The organism is Ochrobactrum chromiisoli, assembly GCF_026241335.1.
In the GTDB taxonomy this organism is placed as follows: Bacteria; Pseudomonadota; Alphaproteobacteria; order Rhizobiales; family Rhizobiaceae; genus Brucella; species Brucella chromiisoli.
On sequence record NZ_JAPHAV010000004.1, the window covers coordinates 1 to 17,417 of the forward strand.

A 17,417-nucleotide genomic window follows, 5' to 3' on the forward strand; every position below is an offset into this window, starting at 1 on the left:
CATAACCAAATCAAACATCGCTGTCAAACTCAATCTGCCAACTCAAGGGACGAACCAGTCTGCCGCTAGCAGCGTCGCCGCCCTCGTTGTGGCGCCATATAGACCCCACTCAACAAAACTGTCAACGCATAATCCGCAAAAAGGATAACTTTTCTTTCCACAGGCAAAACAACCCATTTTTACCAAACACAAACAATTTAAAACATCCCAACTCTATACCAAATCAATATTGCACTTAACGCGACGGTGCGAGCAGCCAACCCATACGCTCAGCAACGCAGTCCGCCAATGCACGCACCCGCCCACCCATCGTCTCAAGAATCTCCGGCCGCGCCTCTGCGGCCATCATAGAAAGAGCAATCCCGGCCACAGGATGATTTGGACGATCACAGATCGCGGCACCGATACAAAACATACCTTCACGCAACTGACCGTCATCGAGCGAATAGCCCTTCTTCTTCACCACAGCCATTTCTGCTTCGAACGCCCTCAAGGATTGAACGCTTGAAGGTGTAATGGGCTTGGGCCATTCAGAAGGAAGATGACGCGTCAACTCCTGTGGGGACATCGAAGACAGCATCGCCTTTCCGGTCGCGGTAAACACAGCTGGCACACGCATCCCAATGCGGAACGTAATGCCAAGCGGCGCAGACGAGTCACGGCAAGAGAGATAAATGACTTCCGGACCTTCAAGGTGCGAAAGCGTCAATGTATAAGGATCAAGCCCTTCTGCTTCTGCCACGGCCTCATGAAACGCATCCACAATATCACTTCCGGCAAGGAAGCTATTCGCCCAGCGAACGGAATGCGGCCCCGTGGTAAAACTGCCATCACGATTAAGCTTCAGCAATTTAAGATGAACCATTGTCTGGCACAGGCCATGCACACTGCTTTTGGGCAATCCGGTCTGGCGCGCAATATCCGAGAGCTTCAGCCCTTCTCTGCCGGATTGATTTGCCTGCGCAATCTGATCCAGAATTTGCGAAGCCCGAACCACAGCCGGAACCAGCTTCAGGGAACTCTCGTCGTCGCTCACCGTTTTATCCATATGCTTAGCCGCTAACCTGACTGACCGATTGACTTTATCCGTCACGGTCTGTTTAATTCAATATATCGTAAGCCGTTCAATATACTGAACAGCTTAGTTCTTCAAGACTGGGATGGAATATCAGATATGCTCGCTTTAAAAGACCCCTCACTGCTTAAATCGCAATGTCTTGTGGATGGAAACTGGATAGACGCAGCAGACGGCAAAACTATTGACGTCACCAATCCGGTCGATGGCTCCGTCATTGGCACCGTTCCCTCCCTCTCTGTCGACACTATTAAAGAGACAATCAACGCTTCGAACAAGGCGCTGCCGGGTTGGGCTGCAAAGACCGCCAAAGAGCGCGCTGGAATCTTACGCAAATGGTTTGACCTGATCATTGCCAATGCAGATGACATTGCCCTTATCATGACATCGGAACAGGGCAAACCGCTCGCTGAGGCGCGTGGTGAAGTTCTTTATGCGGCCTCTTTCATTGAATGGTTCGCAGAAGAAGCCAAGCGCGTCTATGGCGACACCATTCCGGCCACACAGCCCGGCCAGCGCCTGACCGTGATCCGTCAGCCGGTCGGTGTGACGGCGGCAATCACGCCATGGAACTTCCCGGCGGCCATGATTACGCGAAAGGCAGCGCCCGCACTGGCAGCTGGCTGCACGATGATCGTCCGGCCTGCCGATCTCACCCCGCTGACCGCGCTTGCGCTTGGTGTTCTGGCGGAAAAGGCTGGCATCCCGGCAGGCGTTCTGCAGATCGTGACCGGCAAGGCCCGCGACATCGGCGCCGAACTCACCAGCAATGACATTGTCCGCAAGCTTTCCTTCACCGGCTCGACCGAAGTTGGTCGCCTGCTGATGGCGCAATGCGCACCGACCATCAAGCGCATCTCACTTGAGCTTGGCGGCAACGCACCTTTCATCGTGTTCGACGATGCCGACATCGATGCGGCTGTGGACGGCGCGATGCTTTCCAAATACCGCAATGCCGGGCAGACCTGTGTTTGCGCCAACCGCATCTATGTGCAGCGCGGCGTTTACGACACGTTTGCTGAAAAGCTGGCGCTTAAAGTGAAAGAATTAAAAGTCGGCAATGGCACCGAGCCGGGCGTCGTCATCGGCCCGATGATCGAAGAAAAGGCCATCACCAAAGTGAAGGCGCATATTGAAGATGCGGTTTCAAAAGGTGCAAAGCTTATTGCAGGCGGCAAGGAACTGGGTGGCCTGTTCTTTGAACCGGGCATTCTGACCGGCGTGACCTCGGATATGCTTGTTGCCAAGGAAGAAACCTTTGGCCCGCTTGCACCGCTGTTTGCCTTCGACACGGAAGAAGAAGTGATCGCGGCTGCCAACGATACGATCTTCGGTCTGGCCGCTTACTTCTATACGGAGAACTTCAGCCGCGCGATCCGCGTCAGCGAAGGCCTGGAGTATGGCATGGTTGGACACAACACCGGCCTTATCTCCAACGAAGTCGCACCATTTGGTGGTGTAAAACAGTCGGGGCTCGGTCGCGAAGGCTCGAAATATGGCATCGAGGAATATCTCGAAACCAAATATATTTGCAGCGCTTACAAACGATAAAAATCAGCAAACACGACTTTAAAAGGGTGGCGCGCATTGTTCGCGCCGCCTTTTTTTATTATAGACGGTGCAAATAATCCCTGGGTGTTTGCCCCCTTAAAAAATCCGGAAATTTTCATGCTGCGCCGACTCTATGACTGGACGATCTCGCTTGCTGCCCGAAAGTCGGCCGAATACTGGCTCGCCTTCATCGCCTTTATAGAAAGCTCGGTATTTCTGGTGCCCGCCGATGTGCTCTTTCTTCCGATGGCGCTTGCGCGCCCGGAACGGGCCTATCGTTACGCGCTCGTCGCAACCATCTTTTCCGTTCTTGGCGGCATAGCAGGCTGGTATTTGGGCTATCATGCCTATGAGCAGGTCGCAAAGCCTGTGCTTGAAATGTATGGCAAGCTCGACACCTTCGAGCAAATGCGCGGAACGACCAGCGCCGACATGATTCTGCTGATGCTCATCACATCAGGCCTCGCGCATCTGCCGCCGATCAAGGTTGTCACCATCCTCTCCGGCGCGGCAGGCATCAATATCTGGTTGTTCATTGCATCCGCGATCATTGCGCGCGGCGCACGATTCTTCTTCCTCGCATGGCTGTTGAAGCGTTATGGTGAACCGATCCGCGAATTTATCGAAAAGCGTCTCGGCCTGCTGGCTGGTCTCGTTGCTGTTTTGCTGATCGTGCTCTTCGTCGGGATTAAATATCTGAACGCCTGATTTTGCCTCAAGCCGGTCAAATTTAATTGCTTGGAGACAAAGCAGTATTTTAGGCTAAAGAAATAAGGCCAGCATGGCGCAGGAAATTTCATATGGCATTTGCACTTAACAAACCGGTTGGCAAAATTCAGTCTTGGACCGCAGGCATCATGGCAGTCGGAATGGCTGCAACAGTCGGAACGGCTTTGGGCTTCGAGCATCTGGCTGGTTTCATGCCCTGCAAACTCTGCCTTGAAGAACGCACGCCTTATTATATCGGCGTTCCGGTTCTGGCCGCAGCCTGGGTTTCTTATAGATTGAAATGGCCTCCGGTTCTCACGCGCGGTCTGATCCTGATTGGTGCACTGCTGATGACCTTTGGCCTTGCGCTTGCCATCTATCACACCGGTGTCGAACTCAAATACTGGCCGGGTCCGGCTGATTGCAGCGCAGCCACCATGAAGCTCACGCTGGATGCCGGCAATCTGCTCGGCGATCTCAACGCGACCCGCCCGCCTGCATGTGACAGCGCACCGGGCTTCTTTCTCGGCCTGTCATTTGCAGGATGGAACGTGGTCGCAAGCCTGCTTTTTGCAGCGATTGGCTACTACGGCGCTTTTGCAAAAGGTGGAAAGTAAGAGGGAATTCTGAGGAAGTTGTTCTTTCTGGGATCCGAATCAAAAAGCGGCAGGCCATGGCGAAAATGGTGGTTCTCGAATGCCGAAGCGAAATATAATTTTGGGTGCATGAGCATCGGAACGTAGACAAATTGCCATTTGCAGACCGGCATGGCGACTTTTGGAGCAGACACTAAGGCTCCAGTTCGACATCCCAATACAGAAAATCGAGCCAGCTTTCATGAAGATGGTTGGGTGGGAAAAGACGGCCATTTTTGTGCAGATCCTGCACGCTCGGCATGACCGGCTTCTGACGCGGCCACATATGTGCTTGAGCTGGCATCAACCCGCCTTTGCGCAGATTGCAAGGGGAGCACGCGGCGACCACATTTTCCCACGTCGTCTCGCCGCCATGGCAACGCGGGGTAACGTGATCAAAGGTCAGATCATGCGGAGAGCCGCAATACTGACATTCAAAACGATCACGCAGAAACAGATTGAAGCGCGTAAACGCCGGATGACGCGGCGGCTTTACATATTCTTTCAGGCAAATCACGCTCGGCAAACGCATGGAAAACGATGGCGAAGATACGACCTGATCATATTCCGCCACGATATGCACGCGTTCAAGAAAGACTGCCTTGATCGCATCCTGCCAGGACCAGAGCGACAAAGGGTAATAGCTGAGCGGCCGATAGTCCGCATTGAGAACCAGAGCAGGCAAACCACTGCTCGAAACGGTTCGGGGAGAGACGGCTACATTCAAGGGCACACCTCCTTCAGAGCAACTCCGAAAGGAAAAGTGCGAATGGCTTTCCATGCGGAACTGCGCTCTTCACCGAAGCGCCCCGCACCCGTTATGGGCGCAACCTACAACGCTCCAGCTTTGTGAAAGCGGCAGCGCGATAGGCAGGAGATCAAGTTTCTGCGAATCGAAATACCGTCATTCACCTGATGCGAATAATGTAATCCCGACGTGACAGGATTGTGAAGCGGAAACGCGTTTATCACCCCGGAAACACGCAAGATTTACAGAAGAGGGGCAGCTTCGCGTCCCTTGATTGCGGCGTAATATGCCCAGAACAAACGCGCTGCCACGCCGCGCCATGGCGCCCAGTCTTCAGCCAATACACGAAGAGCCGCCGCATCAGGCCTCGTTTCATGCGCGAAAGCGTGACCGACAGCCGTTTGCAGCGCCACATCGCCCGCCGGAAACACATCAGGATGACCAGCAGCAAACAGCAGATAGACTTCAGCCGTCCAGGGGCCGATGCCCTTAATAGCGGTCAACGCCTTGATCGCTTCTTCGGCAGGCAGATCACACAGCCCATACAGGTCGATTGCCCCTTCTGCCAAGGCTTCACTCAAGGCAAAAAGCGTTCTCTGTTTTGGTCTAGAGAGCCCAGCAAAACGCCATGCCTCTTCCCCGCCTGCGATATAAGCTTCCGGTGTCATCGGATCGATCACCTGCTTGAATCGCGCCCATATGGCACTCGCACTGGCTGTTGAAACCTGTTGTGCAACGATGATCGAGGCGAGGCTTTCAAAGCCCGGCTGAGACCTGCGCAGCGGCACGGCATGAGAACGGCCTCGGATATCGATTAGCCGTGCGTCGGCTAACACCAGCGCTTCAAGCCCGGCTTCAATATCGTCCAATGTATCGATCCGCCGCATTGTCAGGCCTTTCTTTTCACACGCGCGCAAAGTACCAATACCGTCAAATGACAATCAACTGACATCAACATGACAAAACCTGTTTTTCGCTTCGCTCCCAGCCCCAATGGTCAGTTGCACCTTGGCCACGCCTATTCTGCACTTCTCAATGCACAAATGGCACGGACAAGCGAAGGACGCTTTCTGCTTCGCATGGAAGACATCGACACCGCCCGCTGCACGCCAGTGCTCGAACAGGGCATCTATGATGATCTCCACTGGCTTGGACTTGAATGGGAACAGCCGGTACGCCGCCAGTCGGAGCATTTTAGCGAATATCGCAATGCGCTGACCAAGCTTGCAGATAAGGGCCTCGTCTACCCCGCCTTTCTGAGTCGCACCGAGGTGCGCGCGATTATCGGCGAAGCGCATGCCAAGGGCCAGGACTGGCCGTCCGATCCGGACGGCACACCGCTTTATCCGCAAGGCGAACGGGAGATGAGCGACAAGGAACAGATGCAGCGCATCGTTTCCGGTGCGCCCTATGCGTGGCGGCTCAATATGGAGAAAGCGCTCGACATGGCTGGCGAAGCGCTGTTCTGGAATGAAAGCGGCCAAGGCCCGGACGGTGAGACCGGCCACCTTATCGCCGATCCTGCACAATGGGGCGACGTGGTGATTGCCCGTAAAGACACACCTACGAGCTATCATCTTTCCGTCGTGGTGGATGATGCGTTGCAAGGCATCACGCATATTGTCCGCGGGCGCGACCTGTTTCATGCAACATCTGTGCACAGGCTTCTGCAGAAGCTTCTGGGCTTGCCGGAACCGCTTTATCATCATCACGATCTTGTGCTGGGCGATGATGGTCTGAAACTATCCAAAAGCCGCAAGGATACGGCACTCAGCAGCCTGCGCGAACAGGGCTGGACTCCTGATCAGATTAAACGCACCCTGAACTTGTAATTCATTTTCGCCGCAGCGTCACAGATGATGTGCCCGCACGCTGATTGACGAAAGCGCGCTAAAGCGGTTCAAAGACATCTTAATGGCTGGTGTTGAAAGATACTGGCAGTGTTTTTTTATTTGAAGGAGGCAGAGCCATGGTTTCTCAGAAAGCCGGTCATTACGTTGAGATAGAAGGCTTGCGCGTTGCCCCTGAACTGGTGGAGTTTCTGGAAAGCGAAGCCGCACCCGGCGCGGGCGTTGAACCAGACGCCTTCTGGAAGGGCTTCGCCGCCATCATCCGCGATCTCGCACCGAAGAATAGCGCCCTCCTCAAAAAGCGCGACGACATGCAGGCCAAGATTGATGCCTGGTACAAGAACAATCGCGACAAAGGCTATTCGCAGGCGGATTATCAGCAATTCCTGAAAGATATCGGCTACCTCCTGCCGGAAGGCGGAGAATTCAAGGTTTCGACTGCCAATGTCGACCCGGAAATCATGCATATTGCAGGGCCGCAGCTTGTCGTTCCGGTCATGAATGCACGCTATGCGCTCAACGCCGCCAATGCACGCTGGGGTTCGCTCTATGACGCGCTTTACGGCACCGATGCGATCTCCGAAGAGGACGGCGCGGAAAAAGGCAAAGGCTACAACCCGAAGCGCGGCGAAAAAGTCATTGCATGGGCCAAGAATTTTCTCGATGAAAGCGCACCGCTCAATGCGGGCAAATGGGCCGACGTCACCGGCCTTTCCGTCAAGGACGGCAAACTCGCTGTAACGCTTGCCGATGGCTCAGCCACCGCCTTGAAGGACGGCAGTCAGTTCAAAGGCTATAATGGCGATGAAAGCGCACCCACCAATGTGCTCTTGGCCAAGAACAACATGCATGTCGATATCGTCATCAATGCGGACAGCCCGATCGGCAAGACCGACCCGGCGCATATCGCAGACATGGTTCTGGAGTCGGCTATCAGCACGATTCAGGATTGCGAAGATTCGATTGCGGCCGTCGATGCGGAAGACAAGGTTGCGGTTTATCGCAACTGGCTCGGCCTGATGAATGGCAAGCTTGAAGACACGTTCGAGAAGAACGGCAAGCAGATGACGCGCCGCCTCAATGGAGACCGCAGCTATAAAACGCCTGATGGTTCCGACCTTACCCTCAAGGGCCGTTCGCTGATGCTGGTGCGCAATGTCGGCCACCTGATGACCAATCCGGCGATCATTGATGCCGACGGCCATGAAGTGCCGGAAGGCATTATGGATGCCGCTTTCACGAGCCTGATTGCACTGCATGATATTGGCCCGAACGGTCGCCACCTGAATTCGCGCGAAGGCTCGGTCTATATCGTCAAGCCAAAGATGCACGGACCGGAGGAAGTGGCATTTGCCAATGAAATCTTCACCCGCACCGAAGAGCTGCTTGGCATGAAGCCGAACACACTGAAAATCGGCATCATGGATGAAGAGCGCCGCACCACGGTTAACCTCAAGGAAGCAATCCGCGCCGCGAAAGAACGCGTCGTCTTCATCAATACCGGCTTCCTTGATCGCACCGGCGACGAAATCCACACCTCGATGGAAGCTGGCCCGATGATCCGCAAAGGCGACATGAAGCAGGCCGCCTGGATCGGCGCTTATGAACAGTGGAATGTCGATATCGGTCTTGAATGCGGCCTTTCCGGCCATGCGCAGATCGGCAAGGGCATGTGGGCCATGCCGGACTTGATGGCCGCCATGCTCGAACAGAAAATCGCCCATCCGAAGGCTGGAGCGAACACCGCATGGGTGCCATCGCCGACCGCAGCAACCCTGCACGCAACCCATTATCATCAGGTTGATGTGGCAGCAGTTCAGGAGAAACTGAAAAGTCGCCCACGTGCCAAGCTCGACGACATTCTGTCCGTGCCGGTCGCAAGCCGTCCAAACTGGACACCGGAAGACATCCAGCACGAGATCGACAACAATGCGCAAGGCATTCTCGGTTATGTCGTGCGCTGGGTTGATCAGGGCGTAGGCTGCTCGAAAGTGCCGGACATTAACAATGTTGGCCTGATGGAAGACCGTGCCACGCTGCGTATTTCGGCACAGCATATCGCCAACTGGCTCTATCATGGCGTGGTTTCAGAAGCGCAAGTCATGGAAACCCTAAAACGCATGGCAGCTGTCGTGGACAAGCAGAATGAAGGCGATCCGCTTTATCGTCCGATGGCCGTAGACTTCGATAAGTCGATTGCTTTCCAGGCAGCTTGTGATCTCGTTTTCAAGGGCCGCGAACAGCCGAATGGCTACACCGAGCCAGTCCTGCATCGCCGCCGTTTGGAGTTAAAAGCGCAAGGCTGATTTTTATCCACTTGAAAGTGATCGAAAATGGCGGGAAAAATCCCGCCGTTTTCTTATTCATTAAGGCCTCTGAAATGACCCTCACCATCCGCTTTGCCAACGAAGCTGACCTCCCTGCTCTGCTTGCAATCTATAATGATGCGGTCGAGAACACGCTTGCCATCTGGAACGAAACGCTCGTCGATCTGGAAAACCGCCGCGAATGGCTTGAAAATCGCAACCGGGACGGCTTTCCGGTTCTGGTGGCTGAACGGGAGGGACAGGTCGTTGGCTATGCAAGTTATGGCCCATTCCGTCCGTTTGAAGGTTTCCGCCACTCATCCGAACTCTCTGTTTATGTGGCAAGCGATGCACGCGGTGGCGGTATTGGACGCACACTTCTGGCAGAGCTTGTAGAAGAAGCACGCGAACGCAAAGTCCATGTCCTTGTAGCAGGCATCGAATCTGGCAATGCAGCATCAATCGCGCTGCACAAATCGCAAGGCTTTGAAGATAGTGGTACGCTGAAACAGGTGGGCCAGAAATTCGGACGCTGGCTAGACCTGACCTTCATGCAAAAGATACTCTAATCAGCACCGCTCAACAGAAAGCGCAGCGGGCCATTGCCCTGCTGCGCTTTTTTTGTTTATACAAGCGTATTCGCAAGGACCCGGTGAAAGCCCGGGTGGCTCTTCTGGCCGCCTATCCGCCAGACAACGCAACAACATCCCCATTTTTACAATCGGCCATGTTGATTCGGGCATCCCTGTCCGTTTTCTATTTGCGGAAAATTCAATGACACGTCTTGCTGCCTACCGCCGCGAGTGGTTCTCCAATATTCGCGGCGATATTCTTTCCGGTATCGTCGTAGCACTCGCTCTTATCCCGGAAGCTATCGGCTTTTCTGTTATCGCCGGCGTCGATCCCAAAGTCGGCCTTTTCGCTTCTTTCGCCATTGCCTGTGTTTCCGCATTCACCGGCGGACGCCCCGGCATGATCTCTGCTGCGACCGCTGCAACGGCTGTGGTGATGGTCTCACTCGTCAAAGAACATGGGTTGCAATATCTTTTTGCAGCCACGATCCTGATGGGCTTTTTTCAAATCATCGCAGGCTTTCTCAAAGTCGGGCGGCTGATGCGTTTCGTTTCGCGATCCGTCATCACCGGCTTCGTCAATGCCTTGGCAATCCTCATTTTCATGGCACAATTGCCCGAACTCATCCATGTCCCCGTCGAGACATATTGGATGATCGCAGGTGGCCTCGCCATCATCTATCTGTTTCCGCGCATAACCAGAGTGATCCCATCGCCACTGGTGGCAATCGCGGTTTTGACCACGCTTGCGTGGACAACCGGCATGGATCTGCGCACCGTGGGTGATCTTGGCGAATTGCCATCGGCTTTGCCGATCTTCGCGCTTCCACAAGTGCCGCTGACCCTCGAAACACTGCAAATCATCCTGCCTTATTCGATCACGCTTGCAGCCGTTGGCCTGCTCGAATCGCTGTTGACCGCCCAGATTGTCGATGACATGACGGATACAACCAGCAACAAAAGCCAGGAATGCATTGGTCAGGGCACCAGCAATATCGCATCCGCGATGATTGGTGGCATGGGTGGTTGCGCCATGATCGGACAGTCGGTGATCAATGTCACATCCGGCGGTCGCGGCAGGCTTTCAACCTTTGTTGCTGGTTCTTTCCTGCTGTTTCTTATTCTCGTTCTCGACGATCTGGTGCGGATCATTCCGATGGCAGCCCTCGTGGCGGTGATGATCATGGTGTCAATTGGCACCTTCTCATGGCGTTCGATCCTTGATCTACGCCGCAACCCGCCATCCTCCTCCATTGTCATGCTTGCAACCGTCATAACGGTGGTTTCCACCCATGATCTTGCCAAGGGCGTTCTGGTTGGCGTGCTGCTTTCCGGTGTATTTTTCGCAGGCAAGGTCGCAAAGATGTTCCGTGTAAGCGAAACCATCAATGAGGATGAAAACGAGCGCACCTACACCGTTCAGGGCCAAATCTTCTTTGCCTCCGCGCAAAGCTTCATTGCGGCTTTCGATTTTTCCACGCCTGCAAAGAAAGTGACGATTGATGTCAGTCATGCCCATCTGTGGGATATCACATCAGTCGACGCTCTTGATAAAGTTGTTTTGAAATACCGTGCCAGCGGTACGGATGTTTCGGTGATCGGCTTTAATGAAGCAAGTAGTGACATGATCGACCGCTTCGCCGTCCACGATAAGGAAATTGGCACCGCGAAACTGGCGGTACACTAAACAAAGAAAAGGGCCGCTTTCGCGGCCCTTTTTATCAGTTCACCTGTGGAACGGCAGGCAGATCATCAAGCCCGATAGCCCCTTCAACCTGATCGCTGCGGGCAATCAGGTAGAGGCCAAGCACAGAGGTCAGAGCGGCGATGAACACCAGATACCAGGCATGCGCCATCGGATTGACCGCCAGAAGCGAGGTTACGATCACCGGCGTCAGACCACCGAAAACCGCATAGGAAACATTGTAGGAAAACGACAGGCCCGAGAAGCGCACCGGCGCCGGAAATGCCCGCACCATCACATAAGGGGCCGCGCCAACCATGCCCACCGAAAGGCCCATCACTGCATAAAGCGCAAACAGAACAGGCAGAGAAACTGCCGCATAGGTGTAGAACACGAAAGTCGCAATACCGAAGAAAATACCAGCGACCGCAAAGAATCGGCCGCTGCCAATGCGATCAACGATCGCGCCGGCACTCACTGTTCCAAACATCAGAAACAACGTGCCGAAGCTCGTGGCGGCAAGCGACTGCAAAGGCGTGTAGCCATAAAGTTTTTGCAAGAAAGTTGCCGTCATCAGCGTGGTGACGACAATGCCAGCCGACAGAATCCAGGTCAGCAGCACAGAAATGATAACCCCATGCATGTGGTTGCGCAGAACGGTGCCAAGCGGCAGCTTGTCCTTGAGGAGATGACTGTTCTTCATCTCGGTGAAAATCGGGGTTTCAGCCAACCAGCGGCGCAGATAAACGGCGAATAGGCCAAAAATACCACCGATGAAGAATGGTATGCGCCAGGCGTAAGCAGCAAGTTCTTCCGGCGTGAAAATCCAGTTGATGGCGGTGGCGATCAGCGAGCCGATCATGATACCGAGTGTCAGGCCCGAGCAGAGGAAGCCGCACGCCATGCCAACACGATTGGCGGGGACATGCTCCGCCACAAAGGTCCATGCGCCGGGCACTTCGCCACCGATGGCAGCGCCCTGCAACATGCGGAAGATGATCAGCAGAATGGGCGCGCCAACGCCAAGCGTTGCATAGGTTGGCAGGCAGGCCATCGCCAAGGTCGAGATCGACATCAGAAATACCGAGAATGCAAACACGCGCTTGCGGCCAAATTTATCACCGAAATGCGCCAGCACGATGCCACCAATCGGACGCACCAGATAACCAGCAGCGAAGATGCCAAAAGTCTGGATCAGCACCAGCCAGTCAGGCATATCGGGCGGGAAAAACAAATGACCAATGACGCTCGCAAAAAACACGAAGATGATAAAATCATAAAACTCCAGCGCACCGCCCAATGCAGAAAGGCCAAGGGTGCGGAAATCCTGCCGGTTTAGCGGGCGGGGATTGGGGCTTGTATGGGAGTTTGTCGATGCCATCAATTCGTTCTCTTCTGACGGGTTTGCTGATGTGAAGCCCTCTTTATTGGGCCGGGGTTTAATGCGCCAATTGTGCCTTCGCTGCAAGGCTTGACTTTCAGCCCAAAAATCCCTTACTTAGAACTATTCTAAACTATGGATTTGAGAAATGATTAGTCGATTTTTCAGCAATGGCCGCCGCCCTTTTGAATCACTCTCCGAACAGGAGATCCTCGCCCTCGCCATTTCATCGGAGGAAGATGACGCACGCATCTATCTGGCCTACGCTGACGGCCTGCGTGATGAATTTCCGCAGTCGGCGAAAATCTTTGAACAAATGGCTGATGAAGAGCATCAGCATCGTGATGCGCTCATTGCGCGACACCGCGCCCGTTTTGGGGACAATATTCCGCTCATTCGCCGTGAACATGTCAGCGGATATTATGAGCGCAAACCCGACTGGCTTGTCCGCCCCCTGGGGATCGACAAGGTGCGTGACGCCGCAGCGCAAATGGAAGAGCAAGCCTACCGCTTTTATGTTGAAGCTGCCAAACGTGTCACCGACGCGCAGACACGCCAACTGCTGGGCGACCTTGCACTGCAGGAAAAAAAGCACGAAGCAAAAGCTGAATCGCTTGAGAATGAACTCACACCGCACACCGTGCAGGACGAAGAACGCGCACTTGAGCGGAAACAGTTCATCCTGACCTATGTGCAGCCGGGTCTGGCTGGGTTGATGGATGGCTCGGTCTCCACTCTCGCGCCGATTTTTGCGGCAGCTTTCGCCACGCAGGATACATGGCAGACATTTCTCGTCGGCCTTTCGGCCTCGGTGGGTGCGGGTATTTCGATGGGCTTTACGGAAGCCGTGCATGATGATGGCAAGCTGTCAGGCCGTGGGTCACCGATCAAGCGCGGCATTTCCTGCGGCGTGATGACGACACTCGGCGGCCTTGGCCACACCCTGCCCTATCTCATCAAAGACTTCTGGACCGCGACAAGCATCGCAGCAATTCTTGTGTTCTTCGAACTCTGGGCCATCGCTTTCATCCAGAACCGCTATATGGAAACGCCATTCTTCCGCGCAGCCCTTCAGGTGGTGTTCGGTGGCGCGCTTGTGCTGGCTGCCGGCATATTGATTGGCAGTGCCTAGACCTCGGCCTTCTCACAAGAACGCGAAGCGGGTTCCAAAAACGCATCAATCGCAATACGCCCCTGCCGGGAAACAGTAACAAAACTGTTTGCCGGCACGGCCATCCAGTTTGCAGCATCCCCATCAAGTGGCTCCGATACAACGCATATACCAGACGCGCTGCCCAGCGTGGCCGTATAAAGCGTCGGCGCAAAGGCATCGGTGGCATAACGGATTGCATAAAGCTGATTGCCATCGGAGAAAGCCGCCGTCAGCCGCAGGAATGGCGGCACACCCGCGCGCACGGCGTCTTCAACAATTGTTGAAACCATGCGCTTCATGGCCAGAACAGGATCTCGATCAAGGCCAAACTCCAGCATCAGAAGAAAGATCAGCTCCGAATCAGTCGCGCCGTGTTTTTGCGCATAGACCTCGTCGCTCAGATGGCCTTCCAGCCTGCGCCGCAAACGGTCGAAATTGCCGATCTGTCCATTATGCATAAAGCTCCAGCGATCTGAAACGAAGGGGTGACAGTTGGAGCGGCTTGTCAATCCACCGGTTGATGCGCGGACATGGGCAAGAAAAAGGCGCGACCGGATCTGCCGCGCAAGACTGTGTAAGTTCTGATCGGACCAAGCGGGCAGAATATCCCGATAAAGCCCCGGCTCACTGCGCTCGCCATACCAGGCAACACCAAAACCGTCGCCATTGGTTCGTGTTTTTGCTTCATGCGCGTCGTGGCTCTGCGCCACGAGCGAATGACAGGGAGACGATATAATGTCTTCCAGATAGGTTTCAGGTCCAAGATAAGCGGCCCAACGACACATTTTCGATCCGGCGATTACCGGCCCCGGTTATGAGTTCGCTCATACAACTGGCGAACAATTGTGCTCGCAGTCTTCTCGAACAAAAATGGCAAAATTGCATGAATGAGGGCAGCAAAAGCTGCACAAAAAAGCTTGAACGAAAAACGACCCGCAAAGGCCATATGCTCAAAATAGGTTTCATCTACGGATTCAGGATGCTCCGTAAAAAGCCGTGTAATACGTGTTGTCATTGAAAATACTCCCGTCAACGAGCAATTTGTTCCCATTTATGCGGCGCAGAAGCGCCTTTCCGGAAAATCATTTTAGCAAAAGCAAACGAGATGAAATCTCAATTTATCCTTGATAATTTACATTTTATGAGACAATCATCCCAATATGAAGCTCACACTGGATGAAATTGATCGAAAAATCTTGAATGAGTTGCAAATTGACGGAACCCTATCCGTTGATTCTCTCTCAGAGCGCGTGCATCTTTCCCGCAATGCCTGCTGGCGGCGGGTCAAACGCATGGAAGATGAAGGCGTCATCAAGGCGCGTGTCGCTTTGGTCGATGCCGAAATGGCAGGTTGCGGCCTTTCCGTCTTCATTCTGGTTCGCACATCAAGCCACGACCCCGAGTGGCTGGGGAAATTTCGCAGCGCCACGGCCCGTTTTCCGGAAATCGTTGGCGTCTATCGCATGACCGGCGATCTCGACTATGTGCTCAAAGCGCGCGTTTCAGACGTCAAGGCTTATGACCGGCTCTATCAGCGGCTGATCGCAAGCGTTCCTTTGTCGGATGTGTCGGCTTCTTTCGTCATGGAAGAGATCAAGGAAACCACGGCTGTGCCGCTTGAACGGGATTAATTCTCCCGTGAAAGGCAGCTCATGGTGTAAAAGCATGATCCTGTGCCGCACTATCATTGCAAAACTAAAAATAGGCGGTACACCTTTGATGTGTTTTCACGTATGAGCGTCGCCAATTTAACTTCACGTAGGAAAGGCCCCCTCATGACAGCACCAACGCTCGGCATCATTCGCCTTGAACATGCGGAAAGCCTTGATCTCCCCGCTTATGAGACCTCCGGCTCGGCTGGCATGGATCTCCGCGCCGCTGTAGCAGAAGATCGCCAGATCGTGCTTCTGCCGGGACGCCGCACCCTGGTACCAACCGGCCTCATCTTTGAAATCCCGGAAGGCTATGAAGTGCAGATCCGCCCTCGCTCTGGCCTCGCCTTCAAGCATGGCATCACCTGCCTCAACACGCCGGGGACCATTGATTCCGACTATCGCGGCGAAGTGAAGGTGCTTCTTGTTAATCTCGGTGACGAAGACTTCCGCATCGAACGCGGTATGCGCATTGCACAGGCTGTGTTCGCGCCGGTCGTTCAGCCAAAAATTGAAGAGCGCTCACAGGTCAGCGAAACAGCTCGCGGTGCTGGCGGTTTCGGTTCAACCGGCACAGCCTGATAAATCGGGCATATAAAGTGAGAATAAGCCGGGGATCCCCGGCTTTTCTTTTATTGTTCACCCTTGGGTTAAATGATGATTCAAGCCACCCATTTTTGGGGCTATTAGGCGCATGACAAATAATTAAGATGAATTCCTGAATATGTAGACATAGATAACCAGCAAAGACTGGTTTGATATTGATTTTCAGAGGTTACCGGGTGCTCAAATCCAACGATTCACTTTCCACAGGTTCAAAGCAAAAGCGCGTAAAGCGCAATCGAAGCCGCTTCTGGCTTCTGCTGCCGATTGCTTTGATCGTACTGGGTGGTGGCTGGTATGTGCTGAGTGGGCGGGAATCCGGCAGCCAGCAAAGCGCTTATCTGGCTGAAACCGTGCAACGTGGAAATATCGAAGATTCGATAACAGCAGTTGGCAAACTCAACGCTTTGCGCAGCATCAATGTCGGCGCGCAGGTTTCGGGGCAGTTAAAAAGCGTGAAGGTTGAAGTTGGCGATGAAGTCAAACAAGGTGACTTGATTGCCGAAATCGACCCCTCCCCTTTTGAGAAAAAAGTAGAGATTTCCAGCGCCCAGCTCGATAATCTGAAAGCGCAGCTGTTAAGCAAACAGGCACAGCTTACGCTCAAGAAAGCCAATGCTGCCCGCCAGCGCTCGCTGCTCGCCACCCGCAACGCATCACAGTCGACGATTGATCAGGCTGATGCCGACCTGTCCATGGCCGAAGCCGATGTCAAAGCCCTGAGTGCGCAAATCCGCCAGCAGGAGGCACAGCTTGCAAGCGACAAGGTCGATCTTGGCTATACAAAAATTTACAGCCCTATGACCGGCACCGTCGTTGATCAGACCACCAAAGAGGGCGAAACGCTGAATGCCGTGCAGAGTGCACCGACCGTGGTAACGGTCGCAGACCTCAAAGTCATGACCGTGGAAGCCCAGGTTTCCGAAGCTGACATCAGCAGGCTGAAGCCCGGAATGCCAGTCTATTTCACACTTCTCGGCCAGCCGGACAAGCGTTTTACCGGCACGTTACGCCAGATCAAACCAACGCCTCAGACTGACAATAATGTCGTTCTTTATTATGCGCTGTTTGACGTTCCCAATCCAACCGGCGAACTCATGATCAATATGAGTGCACAGGTCTATTTCGTGCTCAATCACGCAGACAACGTGCTCATTGTTCCCACCGCAGCGCTTCACGCCAAGCCTGATGGTGCAGGCAAACCGCAGACGAGTGTTCAGGTCGTCGATCAAAATGGTTCGGTGGCCGAACGCACCGTTGAAGTCGGCGTTCGCAACCGCGTGCAGGCTGAAATTAAGAACGGTCTTGAAGAAGGCGACAAGGTCATCGTCACCTCAGCATCTGCAACCGCAGGCTCCAATGCACGTGGCCGCAGGTCCGGCGGTATGTTCTTCTAGAGCATTTCCAGCAAAAGTGCGAAGCGGTTTTGCGTGAGACAATGCTTAAAAACAAAGAGATAGAGCGGATCCTACGAGACCGTTAAAACAGGAGCGGCTCTA

Annotated in this window: 17 protein-coding genes and 1 other annotated feature; of the genes, 11 read left to right on the forward strand and 6 right to left on the reverse strand. The window is 54.1% G+C overall.

What is annotated here, in order from left to right:
- Positions 1-235: 235 nt before the first annotated feature.
- The gene (locus OPR82_RS10580) at positions 236-1,048 is read right to left on the reverse strand and encodes an IclR family transcriptional regulator (RefSeq protein ID WP_265984753.1); all 813 of its coding nucleotides are present in this window, start codon (positions 1,046-1,048) and stop codon (positions 236-238) included.
- Positions 1,049-1,174: 126 nt separating this feature from the next.
- Between OPR82_RS10580 and OPR82_RS10585 the strand changes: the two genes are divergently transcribed.
- The 3 genes from OPR82_RS10585 (at position 1,175) to OPR82_RS10595 (ending at position 3,951) form a co-directional block, all read left to right on the forward strand.
- The gene (locus OPR82_RS10585) at positions 1,175-2,626 is read left to right on the forward strand and encodes an NAD-dependent succinate-semialdehyde dehydrogenase (protein WP_265984754.1); all 1,452 of its coding nucleotides are present in this window, start codon (positions 1,175-1,177) and stop codon (positions 2,624-2,626) included.
- A 117-nt stretch (positions 2,627-2,743) separates the two neighbouring features.
- Positions 2,744-3,334 carry a YqaA family protein gene (locus OPR82_RS10590; protein WP_019186284.1) on the forward strand — a complete coding sequence of 197 codons (591 nt, stop codon included), beginning with the start codon at positions 2,744-2,746 and terminating at the stop codon, positions 3,332-3,334.
- 92 nt (positions 3,335-3,426) lie between these two features.
- Complete coding sequence (locus OPR82_RS10595) at positions 3,427-3,951, forward strand: disulfide bond formation protein B (protein WP_265984755.1); 525 nt, start codon at positions 3,427-3,429, stop codon at positions 3,949-3,951.
- A gap of 172 nt (positions 3,952-4,123) precedes the next feature.
- Here the strand turns inward: OPR82_RS10595 and OPR82_RS10600 are convergent, their stop codons facing one another.
- Positions 4,124-4,696: an HNH endonuclease gene (locus OPR82_RS10600; RefSeq protein ID WP_026070265.1), complete on the reverse strand. Its 573-nt coding sequence runs from the start codon at positions 4,694-4,696 to the stop codon at positions 4,124-4,126.
- A 263-nt stretch (positions 4,697-4,959) separates the two neighbouring features.
- A complete protein-coding gene (locus tag OPR82_RS10605; RefSeq protein WP_265984952.1) occupies positions 4,960-5,604 on the reverse strand; it encodes a DNA-3-methyladenine glycosylase family protein in 645 nt (214 codons plus the stop codon).
- Between the two features lie 69 nt (positions 5,605-5,673).
- On the opposite strand from OPR82_RS10605, the gene gluQRS reads away from it, so the two are divergent.
- From gluQRS to OPR82_RS10625, 4 genes are all read left to right on the forward strand, one after another.
- Complete coding sequence (gene gluQRS, locus OPR82_RS10610) at positions 5,674-6,549, forward strand: tRNA glutamyl-Q(34) synthetase GluQRS (RefSeq protein ID WP_265984756.1); 876 nt, start codon at positions 5,674-5,676, stop codon at positions 6,547-6,549.
- 137 nt (positions 6,550-6,686) lie between these two features.
- A complete protein-coding gene (locus tag OPR82_RS10615; RefSeq protein WP_265984757.1) occupies positions 6,687-8,873 on the forward strand; it encodes a malate synthase G in 2,187 nt (728 codons plus the stop codon).
- Between the two features lie 74 nt (positions 8,874-8,947).
- A complete protein-coding gene (locus OPR82_RS10620; RefSeq protein ID WP_265984758.1) occupies positions 8,948-9,442 on the forward strand; it encodes a GNAT family N-acetyltransferase in 495 nt (164 codons plus the stop codon).
- A gap of 73 nt (positions 9,443-9,515) precedes the next feature.
- Positions 9,516-9,571: a sequence feature (sul1 is cis-regulatory element that is thought to sense ions involved in sulfur or methionine metabolism; They are found in Alphaproteobacteria), on the forward strand.
- A 76-nt stretch (positions 9,572-9,647) separates the two neighbouring features.
- Complete coding sequence (locus tag OPR82_RS10625; protein ID WP_265984759.1) at positions 9,648-11,132, forward strand: SulP family inorganic anion transporter; 1,485 nt, start codon at positions 9,648-9,650, stop codon at positions 11,130-11,132.
- A 34-nt stretch (positions 11,133-11,166) separates the two neighbouring features.
- Here OPR82_RS10625 and OPR82_RS10630 read toward each other — a convergent pair whose 3' ends face one another.
- Positions 11,167-12,510, reverse strand: coding sequence for an MFS transporter (locus OPR82_RS10630; protein ID WP_265984760.1), 1,344 nt, complete (start codon positions 12,508-12,510; stop codon positions 11,167-11,169).
- A gap of 148 nt (positions 12,511-12,658) precedes the next feature.
- Between OPR82_RS10630 and mbfA the strand changes: the two genes are divergently transcribed.
- Entirely contained in the window at positions 12,659-13,642 is a 984-nt protein-coding gene (gene mbfA, locus OPR82_RS10635; protein ID WP_265984761.1) for an iron exporter MbfA, read from the forward strand.
- Here mbfA and OPR82_RS10640 read toward each other — a convergent pair.
- A complete protein-coding gene (locus OPR82_RS10640) occupies positions 13,639-14,448 on the reverse strand; it encodes a class II glutamine amidotransferase (RefSeq protein WP_265984762.1) in 810 nt (269 codons plus the stop codon). The genes mbfA and OPR82_RS10640 overlap by 4 nt on opposite strands.
- A 14-nt stretch (positions 14,449-14,462) precedes the next feature.
- Positions 14,463-14,678, reverse strand: a complete 216-nt coding sequence (locus OPR82_RS10645) for a DUF6356 family protein (protein ID WP_140021890.1) — start codon at positions 14,676-14,678, stop codon at positions 14,463-14,465.
- A 145-nt stretch (positions 14,679-14,823) separates the two neighbouring features.
- Between OPR82_RS10645 and OPR82_RS10650 the strand changes: the two genes are divergently transcribed.
- The 3 genes from OPR82_RS10650 to OPR82_RS10660 all read left to right on the forward strand — a co-directional run bounded on the left by OPR82_RS10650 (position 14,824) and on the right by OPR82_RS10660 (position 17,315).
- On the forward strand, positions 14,824-15,294 hold the full coding sequence (locus tag OPR82_RS10650) for an Lrp/AsnC family transcriptional regulator (RefSeq protein WP_265984763.1): 471 nt from the start codon (positions 14,824-14,826) through the stop codon (positions 15,292-15,294).
- A 144-nt stretch (positions 15,295-15,438) separates the two neighbouring features.
- Positions 15,439-15,897, forward strand: coding sequence for a dUTP diphosphatase (dut, locus tag OPR82_RS10655; RefSeq protein WP_265984764.1), 459 nt, complete (start codon positions 15,439-15,441; stop codon positions 15,895-15,897).
- A 200-nt stretch (positions 15,898-16,097) separates the two neighbouring features.
- Positions 16,098-17,315, forward strand: a complete 1,218-nt coding sequence (locus tag OPR82_RS10660; RefSeq protein WP_265984765.1) for an efflux RND transporter periplasmic adaptor subunit — start codon at positions 16,098-16,100, stop codon at positions 17,313-17,315.
- The last annotated feature ends 102 nt before the right edge of the window (positions 17,316-17,417 follow it).

Coding starts and splice junctions, on each gene's coding strand:
- OPR82_RS10605 (WP_265984952.1), bottom strand. CDS start 5,604: ATGCGGCGGATCGATACATTGGACGATATTGAAGCCGGGCTTGAAGCG.
- OPR82_RS10625 (WP_265984759.1), top strand. CDS start 9,648: ATGACACGTCTTGCTGCCTACCGCCGCGAGTGGTTCTCCAATATTCGC.
- OPR82_RS10590 (WP_019186284.1), top strand. CDS start 2,744: ATGCTGCGCCGACTCTATGACTGGACGATCTCGCTTGCTGCCCGAAAG.
- OPR82_RS10640 (WP_265984762.1), bottom strand. CDS start 14,448: ATGTGTCGTTGGGCCGCTTATCTTGGACCTGAAACCTATCTGGAAGAC.
- OPR82_RS10585 (WP_265984754.1), top strand. CDS start 1,175: ATGCTCGCTTTAAAAGACCCCTCACTGCTTAAATCGCAATGTCTTGTG.
- OPR82_RS10580 (WP_265984753.1), bottom strand. CDS start 1,048: ATGGATAAAACGGTGAGCGACGACGAGAGTTCCCTGAAGCTGGTTCCG.
- gluQRS (WP_265984756.1), top strand. CDS start 5,674: ATGACAAAACCTGTTTTTCGCTTCGCTCCCAGCCCCAATGGTCAGTTG.
- OPR82_RS10650 (WP_265984763.1), top strand. CDS start 14,824: ATGAAGCTCACACTGGATGAAATTGATCGAAAAATCTTGAATGAGTTG.
- OPR82_RS10595 (WP_265984755.1), top strand. CDS start 3,427: ATGGCATTTGCACTTAACAAACCGGTTGGCAAAATTCAGTCTTGGACC.
- OPR82_RS10645 (WP_140021890.1), bottom strand. CDS start 14,678: ATGACAACACGTATTACACGGCTTTTTACGGAGCATCCTGAATCCGTA.
- dut (WP_265984764.1), top strand. CDS start 15,439: ATGACAGCACCAACGCTCGGCATCATTCGCCTTGAACATGCGGAAAGC.
- OPR82_RS10620 (WP_265984758.1), top strand. CDS start 8,948: ATGACCCTCACCATCCGCTTTGCCAACGAAGCTGACCTCCCTGCTCTG.
- OPR82_RS10630 (WP_265984760.1), bottom strand. CDS start 12,510: ATGGCATCGACAAACTCCCATACAAGCCCCAATCCCCGCCCGCTAAAC.
- OPR82_RS10615 (WP_265984757.1), top strand. CDS start 6,687: ATGGTTTCTCAGAAAGCCGGTCATTACGTTGAGATAGAAGGCTTGCGC.
- mbfA (WP_265984761.1), top strand. CDS start 12,659: ATGATTAGTCGATTTTTCAGCAATGGCCGCCGCCCTTTTGAATCACTC.